This is a genomic window from Brevibacillus sp. HB2.2 (assembly GCF_013284275.1).
GTDB classification, from domain to species: Bacteria; Bacillota; Bacilli; order Brevibacillales; family Brevibacillaceae; genus Brevibacillus; species Brevibacillus brevis_D.
The window spans coordinates 106,451-123,882 of the sequence record NZ_JABSUV010000016.1; the positions used below are offsets into that span (position 1 = coordinate 106,451).

The window sequence follows — 17,432 nt, forward strand, 5'->3', positions numbered from 1 at the left end:
TCCTTAGTTCAGATCAATTCGTTTATTGAAGTAGCGATACAATACATCGACGAGCAGGTTCACGAACACGAAGATAATGGAAGCGATCAGTACGCCGCCTTGTACGACAGGCAAATCACGCATGCGGATCGCATCGACGATCAGACGACCCAAGCCGTTGATGGCAAAGACAGATTCTACCAGAACCGTACCGCCCAAAAGGAAACCGAACTGCAAGCCAACGACGGTAATAATCGGGATCAAGGCGTTTTTCAAAGCATGCTTGTAAATGATGACTGTTTCACGCAAGCCTTTTGCTTTTGCTGTGCGGATGTAGTCTTGACGTACAACGTCGAGCATACTGGAGCGAGTCATACGAGCAACGATAGCAGCCCCGGCAGTACCGAGTGTGATCGCTGGCAAAACCATGTGCTTCCAGGTGCCCCAGCCTGCAACAGGGAAGAGTTGCAGCTTGACGGAGAACGTGTAGATCAAGCTCAAACCGAGCCAAAAGCTTGGCAAGGATACACCGAGCAAGGCAATAACCATGATCGTAATATCAGCAGCCGAGTATTGCTTGGTAGCAGAAATGATCCCTGCGATCATCCCGAGGACAACCGTTACAAAAATACTGGCAACGGCGAGCTCAATAGTAGCAGGCAAGCGTGCCATGATCTCATCCCACACGGGGAGGTTGGAGCGAAGTGATGTCCCAAGATCGCCTTGGAACACGTTAACGACATATTGCGCGTATTGAACCATAATCGGCTGATCCAAGCCGAGCTGTGTACGCATTTTCGCAATCGTTTCTGCAGAAGCGCCTTCACCAGCAAGCAATACCGCCGGGTCGCCAGGAACCATTTGCATGATCAAAAAGACGACCAGAATGACACCGAGCAGGACGGGAATCATTTGCAGCAGGCGACGAGTAATGTAAACAAACATGTAGCATTCCCTCCTATTGTTTCATTCGTGGATCGAGAGCGTCCCTGAGGCCGTCCCCAAAGATGTTGAAGCCAAGAACAAGAGTTGCAATCGCGAAACCAGGGAACATGGCCAGATGCGGAGCGGTAAACAAGAAGTCGCGTCCGTTACTGAGCATGGCGCCCCACTCCGGCAGAGGAGGCTGTGCTCCCAGTCCGAGGAACGAAAGCCCAGCGGCGGAAAGAATCGCAGTAGCGAGGCGCATCGTTGCCTGTACGATAATAGGAGACAAAATGTTTGGAAAAATGTGTCTAAAGATGATCGTGAAGTCATTGGCACCGAGTGAGCGGATCGCATCGATGTATTCCAGTTTTTTCACCGTCAAAGTAGAGCCGCGGACGATCCGTGCAAATACAGGAATCGAGAAGATACCGACGGCGATCATAACGTTAAAGAGACTCGGCCCTAAGGCACTGACAATGGCTAAAGAAAGCAGGATTCCCGGGAAGGCGAGGAGGACATCGATGATACGGGAGATGATCGTATCTACCCAGCCGCCGTAGTAACCGGATAATAAGCCGAGAATAATTCCGAAAAATGCACCAATAAAGACGGCGACAAATCCGACGGACATCGAGAGCTGTGTTCCGTATAAAAGACGGCTCAGTACATCCCGACCTTTGTCATCGGTACCCATCCAGTGATCAGAAGATGGTGACTTCAACTTGTTAACCAAGTCAATCTCATATGGATCGTGGGGCGCGATAAAAGGTGCCAACAGGGCAATCGCGATGTAAAAAATCACGATACAGCCGCCTACCATGGCGAGTTTGTTTTTTCGTAGTTTCCTGTAAAAAGTCCGCCATCTGCTAGGGCGTGTAGCCGCTGCTTTCGGCGGAAGAGCTTGATTGGTTGGTGCGATCTCAACCTTCATGGTGTAACCCCTCCTTTGCTTACGTCAAAGTTATCAGAAAAATGTACGAAGTAAAGGCAATTTGAACAAGTCGTAAAAATAGTGAAAATAGACGTAAAGATTGTGCAAATCAAGTCTTTCGGCTTCCTAGATAATGGGGGAGAAAGGAATGGAGAGAGACAAAGAGAGGGTGGATAATGGATGGGCGTTACCTATTGGTTGACCAATGTTCGTTTGGAGACGGGCTACCGTCGGGAAAACGGTGTCGTCACGGGGACAGAGGCATCCTTGTTTCACATTTTAGTTAAAGACGGAAAATTCACGCGTATTGTATCAGCGACCGAGAAGCTTACAGACGGTATTTTGCAAAAGGATGCAAAAGGCTTATTGGCACTCCCATCTTTTGTAGAGAAGCATGTTCATTTGGACAAGACGCTTCAGGGAGAGCCATGGCGGGCTGTCATTCCTGTATCCAATATCATTGAACGCTGCGAAATTGAAAAGCGTACACTGCCGGGATTGCCGTCAACGACACAAGAGCGTGCGGAGAATCTGTTGGAGATCCTCTTGTCCTATGGCTCGACACACGTGCGTACACATGTGGACATTTACCCGGAAGTGGGAATCTCCAATCTGGAATCAGTAAAAGCAGCATTAGCAACCTACGCGGATCGGGTCACCCACGAGATCGTGGCATTCCCGCAGCATGGCTTGTTGCGTACAGATGCAAAAGCACTCTTGCGTGAGGCGTTGCGCCAAGGTGCGACTCATGTCGGGGGTGTAGACCCAGCTAATGTAGATGGCGATATAGAAGAATCCTTGCACCAAATGATGGAGCTGGCAGTAGAAGCAAACGCAGGTGTGGACTTGCATTTGCATGACCCAGGCCATTTGGGGACCTACACGATGAAGCGACTGGCAGCAATGACCGTAGACGCAGCCTGGCAAGGCCGCGTGGCAGTCAGCCATGCGTTTGCGCTCGGAGACATCTCAGTGCAAGAAGCTGAAGAGATGGCGACGATCCTGCGGGAAGCAGGCATTACGATTATCACCAGCGTGCCATTTAGCCGCGTGATCCCACCTGTTCAGCTACTGCACCACAATGGCGTAGACGTTGCGGTCGGCTGCGACAACATTTTTGACACATGGCAGCCTTACGGAAATGGCGATGTGCTGGAGCGCCTATGGCGACTGGCAGAACGCAATCGTTGGCTGGACGAGCAGTCTTTGTCTCAATCGCTGCGTTTTATCACAGGGGGCAAAACGACGCTGGATGCCAATGGAACACAGCTGTGGCCTGTACAAGGGGAAGAAGCGAGCCTGATCCTCGTGGATGCGACCTGCTCGGCAGAAGCGATCGCACGCCGTGCAGATCGACACGCTGTATTCTTCAAAGGCAACCTCGCTTCTGGTCAAGTGGAAGAAGTGAACGTTTAAGAGGGGGGAAAAGCCGGTGAAATCTTCTCCTTATTGGATCGTCAACGCTCGATTGGAAATCGGATATGACTGGGAAGAAGGCGTGATCAGTGGAACGCGGACAGAGCTGTGTGATTTGCTCATTGAGCATGGAAAAATCACACGCATTGTTCCTTCCAGTGAGATTTTGGAGGATGGGCTGCCTAAAAAGGACGCGAAGGGCTTACTGATTTTGCCGTCTATGGCGGAGAAGCACATTCATCTGGAAAAAACGTATTACGGCGGCCCGTGGAAGGCAACAACTCCCGTAAAAAACTTGATCGAACGCCACGCTGAGGACAGAGGGCTGTTGCCGATGTATCTCAAGCAGGCACAAACAGGAGCTGAAAAAATTCTCTCGCTGCTGGTGGAAACAGGCGTTACGCATGTAAGAACGCATTGTCATGTGGACCCACAGGTTGGGCTAGGGTTTTTGGAAGGAATGAAGAGTGCGTTTGAGACGTATGCAGACCGCGTCTCCCACGAAATCGTTGCTTTCCCGCATTATGGCATGCTGCGGACACAAGCACGCGACATGGTACGTGAGGCACTGCGTCAAGGCGCCACTCATGTAGGCGGCGTCGATCCGGGTGGAGTAGATGGCGACATCGAGCGTTCCCTGCAAACGATGCTAGAGCTGGCTGTAGAAGCGGATGCCGACATTGACATGCATTTGCATGATCCAGGGCATCTCGGCGTATTTACGATGAAGCGTCTCGCTGCTCTGACGGAAGAGGCAGGCTGGCAGGGACGTGTCACGATTAGTCACGCGATGGGATTGGGCGATATTTCGCAGGAAGAGGCCAGAGAGATGGGGCAACGACTTGCTTCGCTTGGCATCTCCATCGCATCGACCGTTCCGATCAATCGCCCGACCATACCGATTCCGTTGCTGCATCAAGAAGGCGTAGCCGTCATGCTCGGCAACGATAGCCTGACAGACAACTGGACCCCCTTTGGCAGTGGAGACTTATTGGAAAAAGCAGGACGATTGGCTGAACGCTTCCGCTTGACGGATGAAAGATCGTTAGGCGTAGCACTCGGCTTTGTGACAGAGGGACGGATCACTCTCGATGAAACCGGGAATCGTTTGTGGCCATTGGTTGGCGATGAGGCTAGCCTGATGGCGGTCGAAGCGACATGTTCAGCAGAAGCAGTTGCGAGACGTGCGAAGCGCAAGGTCGTTCTTTTCCAAGGCAACCGGGTCGCGGGTGAGTGGTAGCACTACTTTTAAATAGAAAGGATGTCATGGATAGATGTCTACAGCCTATTGGATTACCAACGTCCGCTTGGAGAGCGGATACCGCAAAGAAAATGACAAGGTGGTTGCTACAGATACTGAAGTGGCGCATCTATTAATCGAAGACGGACGAATTGCACAGATCGTGAGTGGAGCTGCTCTACAAACCGAGCTGCCAACGAAGGATGCCAGCGGTCTGTTGGCACTGCCGTCATTTAGGGATATGCACATCCACATCGATAAAACGTACTATGGTGGCCCTTGGAAAGCCGTGACGCCAGTAAAAAGCATCCTGGGTCGACTGGAAGAAGAGAGTCAGCTCATGCCGAAGCTGTTGCCAACAGCACAAGAGCGCGCAGAAAAAATGCTGGAATTGCTGCTGACCGCAGGCTCCACCCATATTCGCTCCCATTGTAATATCGATCCGTATATCGGACTCAAAAACCTGGAAGCGACCATGGCTGCACTGGAGACCTTTAGCGGCAGATTGCAGTGCGAGGTCGTTGCCTTCCCGCAGCAAGGTCTTTTGCGAAGCAATCAAGTGGAAAACATCCGCCAAGCCTTGAAGATGGGCGCGACCTACGTTGGTGGTGTAGACCCGGCAACAGTGGATCAAAACATCGAGAAATCGCTCGCTACCATTTTTGAGCTGGCAGTCGAAGCGAATGCACCTATCGACGTTCACTTGCATGACCCGGATCATCTCGGGGTGTTTACATTCAAACGTCTGGCTAAAATGACCGAAGAAGCAGGGTGGCAAGGTCGTGTTACTATCAGCCATGCCAACTCCCTTGCTGACATCAGTCCGGAAGAAGCAGGGGAAGTAGCAGAAATGCTAGCTGGCCTGGGCATTTCGATCACTTCCACTGTACCAGTGAACAGAGGAACAATCCCAATCCCATTGCTGCATGCAAAAGGTGTCTCTGTCTCTCTCGGAGACGACAGTATTACTGATCACTGGTCGCCTTTTGGTCAAGGAGACAGCTTGGAAAAAGCAGGCCGCTTGGCAGAGCGCTTCCGCATGCAGGATGAGCGTTCTCTGTCCCAAGCACTGGGATTTATTACAGGTGGGAAGACGCCGTTGGATAAAGAGGGCAACCGCCTGTGGCCGAATGTTGGCGACGAAGCGGATATTGTATTCGTTCATGCATCCTCGGCAGCAGAAGCAGTTGCACGCCGTGCGAAGCGCCAAGCAGTCATGTTCCGAGGGAATGTTGTTTCTGGGACTTTGTAAAATCGAAAAGGAAATAAGAAAAAGGCAGAACCACAGGGTTTTGCCTTTTTTCTTTTTGTAAGTGGTTATAGTGGTCGGTTGTTTATTTTTGTTTATCTTAATTTATTCCAGTTTTATTAAATAATAGTTTCTAATTGAGTTACTATAAATAAAAATTGTATTTTTCAGATATTTATTCGGGGGTGTCATTTTGTCGTTCATTGCAGAGACAGAAAACGTAGAGCGCACGTTTGGTAGAGGGGCAGCTGCCGTTAGAGCGCTTGCGGGTGTAAAAATGCGCGTAGAAGCAGGACAATTGCTCGTACTAAAAGGCAGATCAGGATCAGGAAAAACGACTCTATTAAACCTTTTGGGTGGACTCGATCGTCCGACGGTAGGAAGCGTTTACTTTCAGGGGCGAGAAATCGGCCAGCTATCGGATCATGAGCGAACGAGGATCAGGCGAAAGAACATGGGCTTTATCTTCCAGTCGTTTGGCTTGCTTCCGCTGATGTCAGCCGCTGAAAACGTCGAGTTTGGCCTGCGCCTGTCAGGTGCGCCTGCTGCCGAATGGAGGGAGCGTGTTCGCGAATCGCTCGATTTCGTTGGGCTGTCCAAACGGGCCCATCATCGGCCGTTTGAGATGTCCGGTGGAGAACAGCAACGCTGTGCGATTGCAAGGGCTGTTGCGAACAGACCGACACTACTATTGGCGGATGAGCCGACAGCTGAGCTGGATAGTAAAACGGGTCTGCAAATTAGTCGTTTGTTTCGTCAATTGGTCGATGAAGGTGCGATGAGCATTGTCATGACGACACATGATCCTGGTGTAATGGAGGTGGCGGATGATGTCTATGAATTGGAGGACGGTCGTATCAAGGAATAGCAAAATAAAATGGGCGTACTTGAGCGTTTTCCTCTTGTTGACGGGCTGTTCCCTATTCCCTAAGGAGGAGGAGGTTCTGGCTCCGCCATTAGTAGAGCCGTCGCCTATCAAATATGAAGTGGCAGAAGTTTTACAAGGGCCAATCGTAAAAAGTGTGAAAGGAAACGCTTCCTTCACGACCGTGAAAACGGCGGAGCTCTCTTTCCCAGAGACGAAGGGACTGCGGCTGAAGTCGTTCTCTGTCCAAGGCGGCGATAAGGTGAAAAAAGGACAGGTACTTGCTGAATTGGATGCGGCTGAAATGGAGAGGGAGATCGAGTCGGCCAAGTATGAAGTGGAGAAGGCAAAACTGGAGCTGCTTGAAGCCCAGCAGGATAATCACTACGAAGTCGAATCCGCGAAGCTGGACGTTTTGAAGGCAGAGATGAACGCCAAGGTAAACGAGACCAAGCTAGCCAAGATCGAATTGGAAAAGGTTAAGCTAGACTTGGCGAAATTGCAGGATCCCAAGAAGCAGCAGTACGTGGTGGAGCGTGCCAGACTAAACGTGAAGCAAAAAGAGATGGACCTGAAGAACCTGCAACAGCGTTGGAACGAGACCAAGCTGATCGCGCCCTTTGACGGCATCGTGCTGTTTACAAGCAATGGGCAGGTGGGAGATGAGGTGGAAGCGCATCAAAAGTTGGTAACGATAGGCGACCCGAACAAGCTGTTCGTCATGTATATCGCGCCCGAGAAAGAGGCTCTGCAAGATGTGAGAGAAGGGATGAAAGTGATTCTCACCGGTAAAGACGGCGAAAAAGGCGAGGGGACAGTTGTTCAGACGCCCCTGCATGTCCCTTCCAATTTACCAGAGGATTTGACGAAGCTGTATCAGAGAAGTCTACTCATTACACCGAAAATCCCTCCAAAGGGCTTGGAGATCGGGACAGGAGTCAGTATGGAAGTGATAGTGGACAAGCAGGATCAGACGCTTTTTATACCGAGAAAAGCACTTCATGATTTATCGGGCAGGAAGTACGTCCGGGTGCTCGACGGGAATAGCAAGAAGGAAGTGGACGTGGAAACTGGGATCATGACCCAGACGGAGGTTGAGATTCGCAAAGGTCTTTCGGCAGGCCAACTGGTTATTTTGGAATAGGGGGACAATGTCGTGGCGATGCTGCAAATGATCCTGCGAAAAATGATGAATAACCGCTGGCTGGTCGGCAGTCTGTTGATCGGGCTGGTCGTCGCTGTCGGATTGGTATCGAGTATACCAGCGTTCACGTCAGGGGTACTTCAACGCATGTTGATCAAGGATATGGAGGAATACCAGAAGAATGTGAAGCGCTTCCCTGGTGGCTTACTGATCGCGGTCAATCAAAACAAACTGGGGGAGAATGGGGCGGTTCTTGTAGACGAAATGACCGCTCATTTGCAAAACGAAGTAATCGCTCAACTGAATGTCCCGGTGTATGCAGAAGTGACAGTTTTGCGGACCATTCCGTTTAATGCCATTCAGGAAAACATACAGGAGAAGAGCCCGCTCAGTTCCGACAGCTCGCGGATCTATTCGCTGAGTGGACTTGCGCAGCATATGACGCTCGTTGACGGTCGCTTGCCTGCTGCAACCCCCGTTGATGGCGTGTACGAGGCGCTGGTAACGGAAAAAGCGCTAAAGGACCGCCGGATGGTGCTAGGTAGCTTGTATGAGTTGACCACGAGCCAGGTAGAAGGACTCAAGGTGCGAATCAAGCCTGTCGGTGTTTTCAAGGAAAAAGAGGGGAACGATCCTTATTGGTTTGCTTCGATGAGTGAATATTCCAGTGGCTTCGTATTGGATGAAGGGCTTTTTCGGAATGTGTTTTTGGAAGAGAAAAATCTGGTCATTTCAAGCCAAATGTATACGGCCCTTCACTACCAATCATTTCGGATCAGCGATACAGAGAAGCTGAATTCATTGGTGACTGGAATTGAAGGGAAGCTGCAACAGCATGGATTGAAAAAAGCGGAGATCAACGTTCAGTTTCCGGCGGCTAATCTCGTCGGCAAGTACAATGAGCAAGAGAAGCAATTCAAAACCATTCTCTGGTCGCTCTACATCCCCATTTTCATTATGCTGGGCATTTATCTCGTCATGATTTCGGGATTAATTGTGGAAAGGCAACGAACAGAAATCGCTGTGCTGGGCAGCAGGGGAGCCAGCAGAATGCAGATTTTTTCTATTTATTTCATGGAGATCGCCATTTTGGGGTTATGCGCTTTTCTGATCGGTCCATTTGTGGGGATGCAGCTTAGCAAGATACTCGGCATCTCGAATGGATTTCTCGAATTCGTCGATCGCAAAGGTTTGGATGTCACCATAAGTCGCGAAGTTTTCGTGTATGCTGCGTGGATGGTGCTTGCCTGTATCACACTCGTTTTGATTTCTGTATTTCTGGCAACCAAGCAGAATATCGTCACGCACAAGCAAAACATGGCGAGAATGAGTGGGCATGCCATTTGGCACCGACTGTTTTTAGACGTATTGCTGCTTGCGGTCTCGTGGTATGGATGGTATTCCTATCAAAACGCAGCTGAAACCGCAGCAAAAACGAGCGAAGGGGCTTCGGCCGTCTCGATCGATTTCCTTCTCTTTTTTGTGCCCGTTCTGTTCTCGCTCGGTTTTGGCCTGCTGCTTCTCCGATTGTACCCGTGGCTCCTGCGTCTGATGTCTTGGGCAGGACGTTCCTTCTTCCCGCTTTCTCTGCATACGACGCTGGTTCAGGTAGGGAGAGCTCCAAGGCAGTATCATTTTCTCATGCTGTTTGTGACGATTACAGTCGCAGTAGGAATGTTCAGTGCAAGCATGGCACGGACGATCAATCAAAATGCAGAGGAGAGAATTCGTTACCAAATCGGCGCGGATATTCGTTTGAAGGACGAGTGGCTGAGTGACAAACCGGAAGTAACGGTCTATCGGGGAGGATTGAATGCGGAAGAAGGTGAGGGGGCAGAAGTGGTACAAGCGCCCGTAGCTCCTCCCGTTCAGTATGTAGAGCCGGATTTCGAAATGTACAGTCGGCTGCCTGAGGTTGAGCATGCAACAAAAGTCTTTGTGAACGGCTTGGCGGAGGCTTCTTTTCAGGGCGATCCTGTGAAGGACATCACCTTGATGGGGATCGACCCCAAAGAGTTTGCAAAGACCGCTTGGATGAAGTCTGACTTGCTGCCGCATCACTTCCACGATTATTTGAATTTGATAGCAAAAGAACCACGTGCCCTCTTGCTGTCTCGCAGCCTCGCTGACAAACTGCATGTGGTGGAGGGACAAACCATCCTGCTAGGTTGGGGGGATTCTCGCAGGGTTGAAATGATTGTGTATGCCATCGTGGATTACTGGCCGGGATGGAACCCTACTCCTGTAAAAAGCACATACGGAAACAGCGTGGAAGAACAGTATTTGGCAGTCGCCAACTTACCGTTCGTGCAAGACAAGATTCGCATGGAGCCGTATGAGGTATGGATCAAAATGAAAGAGGGATCGTCTTCTGAATCGCTTTACAAGGGTCTATCACAAGAGGGAGTCAAGCTCGCCATGCTGAATAATGCCAAACAGCAAGTCATCCAGATGAAAAACAACGCATTTTATTTGGGGCTGAACGGATCGCTGACGCTTGGGTTCCTGCTTTCCATGCTGGTCACCTTTATCGGCTACGTGTTGTACTGGGTGCTTACACTTGGAGCCAGAAAATTGCAATATGGCGTGTTCCGCGCGATGGGAATGCCCTTCAGACAGCTTCTTGCCATACTCGCGTGGGAGCAGCTCTTGACGTTTGGCGTCGCTTTTGCGATGGGAATGACAGCTGGCAAGCTGGCAAATAGCCTGTTTTTGCCTGCACTCAGCCTCTATTTGCATGCCGATAAGCAAGTTCCTCCCTTTACCGTCATTTCGATGCCGCAAGATGAACAAATCATTTATACGTTCATTGCTGTGACACTGGTTATCGGAATCGGGGTCGTCGGTATTCTGCTGTCACGGATGCAGATCCATCAAGCCGTAAAGCTGGGGGAGGACTAATCAAATGATCGTATGCGAAAATTTGGTGAAAATCTACAAGGCAAATGATCTGGAAGTGGTGGCGCTGCAAGGGTTGGATTTGCGGGTAGAGACCGGAGAACTGATGGGGATCATCGGGAATAGCGGCAGCGGAAAATCAACGCTTCTGAACATGCTGGGAGGGCTAGACCGTCCCTCGGCAGGAAAGCTTTCCGTCGCGGGAGCTGATTTATTTCGATTGACGACTTCCGAATTGGTTCAGTACCGCTTGCAGACCGTAGGCTTTGTCTGGCAGAACAACGCCCGCAATCTGATCCCTTATCTATCTGCTCTGCAAAATGTGGAAATGCCAATGCTTTTACGGGGCAAGCGAAAAAGGGATCGCGCCCACGAGTTGTTGGAACTGGTGGGGCTGGGCCACCGAAAAAAGAACAAGTTAAGCGAACTTTCCGGCGGGGAGCAACAGCGGGTAGCCATTGCGATCGCGTTGGCGAACGAACCCAAGCTGCTTTTGGCAGATGAACCGACTGGCAGTGTAGATACTCGAACGGCAGCTATCATTCTCGATTTGTTTCAAGAGCTGAACCGATCTTTTGGGCTAACCGTCGTCATCGTGACGCATGACTTAGAGCTGGCGCGAATAGTAGATCGCGTCGTAGCTATTAGGGATGGGAAAACGTCCAGCGAGTTGTTGCGGCGAAAAGGAACGGAAGAAAACACTTCCGATTCGTTGGAAGAGTCAGCTAACGCGGACACGCATGAGGAATTGGCGGTGCTTGATCAGGTGGGGAGGCTGCAGATCCCAATGGAGTACCTCCAGGCGATTCAGGCGGACGGCAAGCTGCGAATCGAGCTGGAAGAAGATCGCATTATCCTAAAGGCTCCTGTAGCCTCCACAAAAACAGACACGCGATTGTGACGTGTCTGTTTTTGTGTTCATTTGCCTGCACCTAAAATGCATGGCACCAGCATAAAGGATCATCTCCTCCACAATGAGGGCAACAACCACCTGTATAGCGAAGGCGAATTTGATCGGAATGTAGCACACCATAGTCGGTTATCGGTTCGACACCCGGGATTGGTTCGTCTGGAATCTCGCGCACTTTCATGTCCGACCACTTTCCGCTCCAGGAACATTTCCTGCACGTTAATCTCTCTGCTGTAGGGTGCAACGCATTCTCGATGACGATCATACATTCTTGACTGTTGGTATTACAAGTAGGACAATCGTGAAATTTCATGATTCATCACCTCTCAAGTTTGCAAACATCGCCAAAATAATCGACAACAACCTCACGGAATTCTTGGGCAGCTCGGGAAATGTACCGACTCTTGTGCCATAACAATGCAATTTCCCGTACCAATTCGTGATTCTCGACTCTTAGATACGTGATTTGTTCACGAGAATCTCTTGCCGTGCTTGGGATGAAGGCTATGCCAATTTCTGCTTCCACCAGCTGGATTAGCCTTGCAGGTTCATCTCCCTCATACACATAGGTAGGTACAAATCCAACCGACTTGCATATAGCATCTACGAAATCGCGTGTACCGTACCCTTTTTTTACACCGATAAACGATTCATCCTTCAGTTCTGTCAAAGATACGATACTTCGGTCTGCTAGTCGATGTCCCCTTGGAACAGCTACGAGAATAGGGTCAATGAACACGATTTCACATTCAATGTCATCGTCTTGGATAGGAGGGGAGGACAAGCAAAAATCGACCTCTCCTCTATGAAGAAGCGTAACCATTTCCTGCGTGGTGAGCATTTGTACATGGAATTGGATATCGGGACGCTTTTTCCGAAACTCTCGAAGGATATTGGGCAGGGTGCTTGCCGTAGTCACTGCTAATTCAAGCGTACCATGCTCCGGGTTGGACAAATCGCGAAGCTCCAGTTTCCCTTGTTCCAATTCAAACAAAGCTCTTTCCACCCGGCAAAGGAATTTGCTTCCGAACTCATTCAGACGCAGCTTTCTCCCTGTACGATCAAAGAGAGGGACTCCCAGATCCTCCTCTAATCGTTGAATCGTTTTGCTCAGGGACGATTGGGTTACATGCAGACTTCGTGCAGCTTCGGTCACATGCTCCATACGAGCTACGGTAAGAAAGTATTGCAGTTGAAGAAGTTCCATGTAGCTCCTCCATTCATTCCTTTCAATCTATGAAATCATAACACGAAATGCGTTGGAGTAAATGTATGATTTCCAGTATGATATCATCAAAACTCTTAAGGAGGGCCTGGAAATGGGGGCTCACAACAGGTGGTTGATGATTGCCGTTGGACTAGGGATATTGTTGAACCCATTAAATTCTTCGATGATTTCTGTTGCAATTGCAAGGCTGCAAAATGTGTACCGTCTTGATTTCACGGTTGTTTCGTGGATTATTTTCTCGTTCTACATTGCGAGTGCAATCGCTCAACCTGTCATGGGAAAGGCAAGTGATTTGTTCGGCCGCAAGAAGATATTTCTTACCGGGCTTGTCGTATCTTTCGTTGCTTCCTTATTGGCTCCATTATCACCAAACTTCGGGTGGCTCATTGTATTCCGAATTGTGCAATCGATCGGAACAAGCATGATGGTTGCCGTTGGAATGGCCATTGTACGAATTCATATTACGGAGAAGCAAGCGACTGCGCTTTCCGTACTGTCCATATTCCTATCTGGAGCAGCAGCGATTGGACCTTTTATTGGTGGGGTATTGCTTCATTATTGGGACTGGTCTGCGATCTTTCTCATTAATCTTCCGTTCGTGGTGGCGAGCTTGCTGTTAGCCTGGAGGATGATTCCAAAGGATGAATTGGCAGCATCTGTTACACAAAACATGTCCTTTCGAAAATGGTTGGAGCTGATTGATGCAACAGGGATCGTGCTCTTCGCAGTCGGTCTGGTTGCACTGCTCGTTGGATTACTGTCAGCAAAATCATCTGGGCATGTCTCATGGTGGCATATCATGGTTGGAGGGATCGGCTTCGTTGCATTGGGGGCTTTCGTACGACATGAGTTAAAAACGACGTCTCCGTTTATTCCTCTAAGGACATTCGCGAAGTATCCTGCGATGACGTGGGTCAATATCGAATTCATGCTCGTTAACGTCCTTTTTTATTCGCTTTTTTTCGGGCTTCCGTCCTACTTGCAAATGGTTCGTCATGTCAGCGAGTTTCATACTGGAATGCTCATGCTCAGCTTAGGTTTATGCTCACTCATTGTGTCTCCACTAGCAGGACGATGGATTGATCACTCGGGACCTCGGCCAGCATTGTTAGCATCCGCCATACTGATGACATTTGGGTCATTGTGGCTCGTGATGTTCAACCAAGATTCACAGGTCGTCAGTGTTTGTGTGGCGTTAGCGACATTCGGCATTAGTAACGGGTTAAACAATGTCGGAATGCAAGCAGCCTTGTTCAAAAGCTCTCCAAAAGAAATCATTGGCGTCGCATCCGGATTATTTAATACATCGAGATACCTGGGAACCATTCTCTCCTCATTATTGATCAGCATAGTAATGGGAGATACGTTTAGCACCGAGGGTTTGCAAGTGCTTGGCATGATCCTCACGACAATCTCATTGTCTTTGGTACTCATGAGTTGGCGACGGGAATCAAGGCAAGTGGGGGAGTCGTAGATTCACCCATCCCTTATTCAAAATTGCAGGCATGATCCATAACAAATTGTTGAAATTTTTCAGTGGCAGGTGATAAATATCTCCCTTCTACCCAAGCAATTCCAATTGTTCGTTGGCACTTCGGGCTTTTGACAGGGATTTGTGTGATCTTACTCTGGTCCGTTCCCTTTAAATTGGGCAAAAGGGAGATTCCCAATCCAGCAGCGACCAGCCCTGCAACGGTATCTGCTTCCTCTCCTTCAAATGTAATGGGAGGTGTAATTCCCGCTTCTTGAAACAATTGCTCGACAGTGATACGAAGGGAGTATCCTTCTTTTAAATGGATAAAGGATTCATCTGCAATCTCTTTCAAAGTAATGGAGGTACGATTTGCATATTTGTGGTCTTTGGGGACAATCACAAAAAGCTCTTCATCCCAAAGCGGCTTCCATACAAAGGGAGATTTCATATCCATAGGAGCAAGTAGACAAAGATCAAATTCTCCTCCTTGCAACTGATTCATAAGCGTATGAGAGGGACCTTGTCCGAGTCGAAAATGAATGTTTGGGTAGTGGGAGCGAAAAGAAGCCAGTAAATCAGGGATACGACTCGTACTTAACGTGTGCAGAAATCCAAGAGACACCTCTCCCTTATCTGGATCAAGTAAATCCATGATTTCTTGTTTTCCTTCATGAAATTCCTTCATCATATTTTCGACTCGCTTTAAAAAGAGCTGACCATATTTATTGAGTCGAATCGAACGTCCCTGACGATCAAATAGAGGCACGCCTATTTCATCCTCAAATCGGGCAATCGAACGACTAAGGGCAGGCTGGGAAATCGAAAGAGCTTCGGCAGCATGTGTCACGTGTTGAATTCTTGCCAAGGTTTGAAAATATTCGAACTGTTGCCATTCCATTCGAAAGCACCACTTTCCGTTTGGATTAATCATTACATAAATGCATTAAAAATATAATTATAATGAATTATACATCATAAATAAATGATGGTACCATGAAGCCATAATCATCCTGAAATGATATGGTGATCACATGATACAACAAGGCACATCACTCTTCCGCAAGACAAGCTTTGCTTTTTTTGCCGCTGGTTTCAATACGTTTGCGATTCTTTACTGCGTACAGCCTTTGATGCCAGAATTTTCAAAGGAATTTGCGGTTAGTCCAACGACAACAAGCCTTTCCCTCTCCATTACGACAATGGTTCTTGCTGTCAGTATGCTCATTTTTGGTTCGTTGTCTGAAGTATGGGGACGCAAGCCAATCATGATCGTTTCTATGCTTGCTTCGTCTGTGTTTTGTATTCTCACAGCATTCAGTTCGAATTTTCATGTTCTCCTGGTAATGCGAACGATTGAAGGTATTTCATTGGCGGGTTTACCCTCCATAGCAATGGCCTATCTTGGAGAAGAAATCGAATCCAAAAGTTTGGGAGCGGCTATGGGTCTCTATATATGCGGCAATTCAATTGGTGCTGTGTTTGGCAGGGTTTTCTCAGGCATGATGAGTGACTACTTCGGCTGGCAGATCGCAATAGGGGGGATTGGCCTCATCAGTTTGGCTGCCACACTGGTTTTTTGGAACACCTTACCGCCTTCACAAAATTTCGAAGCACGCCCATTCGTAATGCGAAAGTTAGGTCTGTCTTTAATGGACCATCTAAAGGCTCCAAGTCTTATTTGTTTATTTGTCATCGGCTTTATCCTTTTAGGGAGTAATGTAGCGTTGTTCAATTACATCGCTTATGTATTGCTCGAGAAGCCCTATTCACTCAGCCAATCACATATAAGCTGGACATTTTTAATTATGATCATCGGGATGTTCAGCTCCGTCTGGACAGGAAAATTAATAAATCGTCACGGCAAGCAAAGGCTGTTATTCACAAGCTTATTCCTTGCCTTGATCGGTGTCTGCTTGACGTGGGAAGCGAATCTTATGATGAAGATCGTAGGACTTGGATTTTTTACTTTTGGATTTTTTGGAGCGCATGCCGTCGCAAGCAGCTGGGTAGGACAGCTTGCTTTACAGAACAAAGCACAGGCCTCTTCTTTGTATTTATTTTTCTACTACACGGGTTCAAGTGTAGGAGGAACACTCGGAGGAATGTTTTGGTCCGCATACGGATGGGGAGGCGTCATCAGCATGAATGTCGGCTTTCTCCTCATTGGGATTATACTTTGGGCGTGCGTCTCAAAAATGGTACAGAACGCGAAGAAAGTGACGAAAATCGCCTAGACTTGTGCCTCAACATAAAGAAACGGAAAAACTCAGTATCGTTTGGTGATACGAAGTCTTTCCGTTTTTTTATAGGTCAAATAGTAAGCCGATTGCCAGCGCCAATAAGACGGCGAAAGCACCACCTGCAAGTGAGCCAGCGATATTAACGGCATCGTTGTTCCAACCTGCGCGACCGCGGATTCGGACGGCTGGCTTGCCACAGTGACGGGCCTGCTCGATTTCACGATTGCAAACGCTGCAACGGTACATTTGCTGCCATGTTGCACCGATCCATGAATCGACCAGTGACCCTACCAGGCCCGCCAGTCCTGCTATGCCGATCCACGCTGCCAGTCTAAGAGCAGGTGTGATCACATCCGGCGCGGGTTGACCGGCTACCGCAAGCAGCAACCACGCTGTACCGCCGATAAATAGTCCACCGGCAAGCGAAGCACCCATGCCGAGACTAGAAACACCGCCAGAAGTACCAGGCTGAACTCGCTGCCCTGTCTTGATCGATCGCGGAGGCTTCCGGCTCAAGCCGCCGATCTCTGTCGCCCATGTATCGGCTGTGACCGCTGCCATCACGCCGAGGAACGCGTACCACCAAAGCGGATGCGGCCACGCCCAATTTGCTATACATAACAGCAACCCGAGCCCGCCGTTTGCGAGCACCTGGCCAGCATCGCGTCTCCCTGTTTTCTCATAACCGCTCTCGGCCTCTTCCTTTCTATGCTTTTTCCACTTGGATAATAAGGTGGACGAGACAAAAAAAGCGATGAGGGAACCGAACCAGATTGAGCTTCCGAGTGCGTACATCACGGTGCCCAATATCACCGCCGCCAAAAAGCCGGAACCAGACAGCGACCGTTTTACATAAGCCGCTCCCGCAATCCCAGCGCTACAGGCCAGACCGATTAACCATGCCACAGCTTCCCGCCCCCTTTGCTTTGAC

At 49.2% G+C, this 17,432-nt stretch carries 14 protein-coding genes; 9 read left to right on the forward strand and 5 right to left on the reverse strand.

Annotated features, from left to right (window positions below; genetic code table 11):
• Positions 1–3: 3 nt before the first annotated feature.
• Positions 4–924 carry a nickel ABC transporter permease gene (gene nikB, locus HP401_RS13980; RefSeq protein WP_142495485.1) on the reverse strand — a complete coding sequence of 307 codons (921 nt, stop codon included), beginning with the start codon at positions 922–924 and terminating at the stop codon, positions 4–6.
• Positions 925–937: 13 nt separating this feature from the next.
• Positions 938–1,837, reverse strand: coding sequence for a nickel transporter permease (nikC, locus tag HP401_RS13985; protein ID WP_173605421.1), 900 nt, complete (start codon positions 1,835–1,837; stop codon positions 938–940).
• 180 nt (positions 1,838–2,017) lie between these two features.
• Here nikC and HP401_RS13990 point away from each other — a divergent pair, with 180 nt between their 5' ends.
• The 7 genes from HP401_RS13990 to HP401_RS14020 all read left to right on the forward strand — a co-directional run bounded on the left by HP401_RS13990 (position 2,018) and on the right by HP401_RS14020 (position 11,550).
• Positions 2,018–3,253, forward strand: coding sequence for an amidohydrolase (locus HP401_RS13990; protein WP_173605422.1), 1,236 nt, complete (start codon positions 2,018–2,020; stop codon positions 3,251–3,253).
• A gap of 16 nt (positions 3,254–3,269) precedes the next feature.
• On the forward strand, positions 3,270–4,493 hold the full coding sequence (locus HP401_RS13995; protein WP_173605423.1) for an amidohydrolase: 1,224 nt from the start codon (positions 3,270–3,272) through the stop codon (positions 4,491–4,493).
• 34 nt (positions 4,494–4,527) lie between these two features.
• Positions 4,528–5,745, forward strand: a complete 1,218-nt coding sequence (locus tag HP401_RS14000) for an amidohydrolase family protein (RefSeq protein ID WP_173605424.1) — start codon at positions 4,528–4,530, stop codon at positions 5,743–5,745.
• A 190-nt stretch (positions 5,746–5,935) separates the two neighbouring features.
• A complete protein-coding gene (locus tag HP401_RS14005) occupies positions 5,936–6,610 on the forward strand; it encodes an ABC transporter ATP-binding protein (RefSeq protein WP_173605425.1) in 675 nt (224 codons plus the stop codon).
• Entirely contained in the window at positions 6,579–7,751 is a 1,173-nt protein-coding gene (locus HP401_RS14010) for an efflux RND transporter periplasmic adaptor subunit (protein ID WP_254457079.1), read from the forward strand. The genes HP401_RS14005 and HP401_RS14010 overlap by 32 nt, the downstream gene beginning before the upstream one ends.
• Positions 7,752–7,769: 18 nt before the next feature.
• Entirely contained in the window at positions 7,770–10,652 is a 2,883-nt protein-coding gene (locus tag HP401_RS14015) for an ABC transporter permease (RefSeq protein ID WP_217366084.1), read from the forward strand.
• 4 nt (positions 10,653–10,656) lie between these two features.
• Complete coding sequence (locus HP401_RS14020) at positions 10,657–11,550, forward strand: ABC transporter ATP-binding protein (protein WP_173605427.1); 894 nt, start codon at positions 10,657–10,659, stop codon at positions 11,548–11,550.
• A 328-nt stretch (positions 11,551–11,878) separates the two neighbouring features.
• Here HP401_RS14020 and HP401_RS14025 read toward each other — a convergent pair whose 3' ends face one another.
• Entirely contained in the window at positions 11,879–12,766 is an 888-nt protein-coding gene (locus HP401_RS14025; RefSeq protein WP_173605428.1) for a LysR family transcriptional regulator, read from the reverse strand.
• A 112-nt stretch (positions 12,767–12,878) separates the two neighbouring features.
• Here HP401_RS14025 and HP401_RS14030 point away from each other — a divergent pair, with 112 nt between their 5' ends.
• Positions 12,879–14,261 (forward strand): MFS transporter, encoded by a 1,383-nt coding sequence (locus tag HP401_RS14030; RefSeq protein WP_173605429.1) that lies wholly within the window; start codon positions 12,879–12,881, stop codon positions 14,259–14,261.
• A gap of 13 nt (positions 14,262–14,274) precedes the next feature.
• Here HP401_RS14030 and HP401_RS14035 read toward each other — a convergent pair whose 3' ends face one another.
• Positions 14,275–15,159 (reverse strand): LysR family transcriptional regulator, encoded by an 885-nt coding sequence (locus HP401_RS14035; protein WP_173605430.1) that lies wholly within the window; start codon positions 15,157–15,159, stop codon positions 14,275–14,277.
• Between the two features lie 133 nt (positions 15,160–15,292).
• Between HP401_RS14035 and HP401_RS14040 the strand changes: the two genes are divergently transcribed.
• Positions 15,293–16,495, forward strand: a complete 1,203-nt coding sequence (locus HP401_RS14040; RefSeq protein ID WP_173605431.1) for an MFS transporter — start codon at positions 15,293–15,295, stop codon at positions 16,493–16,495.
• Positions 16,496–16,564: 69 nt separating this feature from the next.
• Here HP401_RS14040 and HP401_RS14045 read toward each other — a convergent pair whose 3' ends face one another.
• Positions 16,565–17,407, reverse strand: a complete 843-nt coding sequence (locus HP401_RS14045) for a DUF92 domain-containing protein (RefSeq protein WP_173605432.1) — start codon at positions 17,405–17,407, stop codon at positions 16,565–16,567.
• Positions 17,408–17,432: the final 25 nt, after the last annotated feature.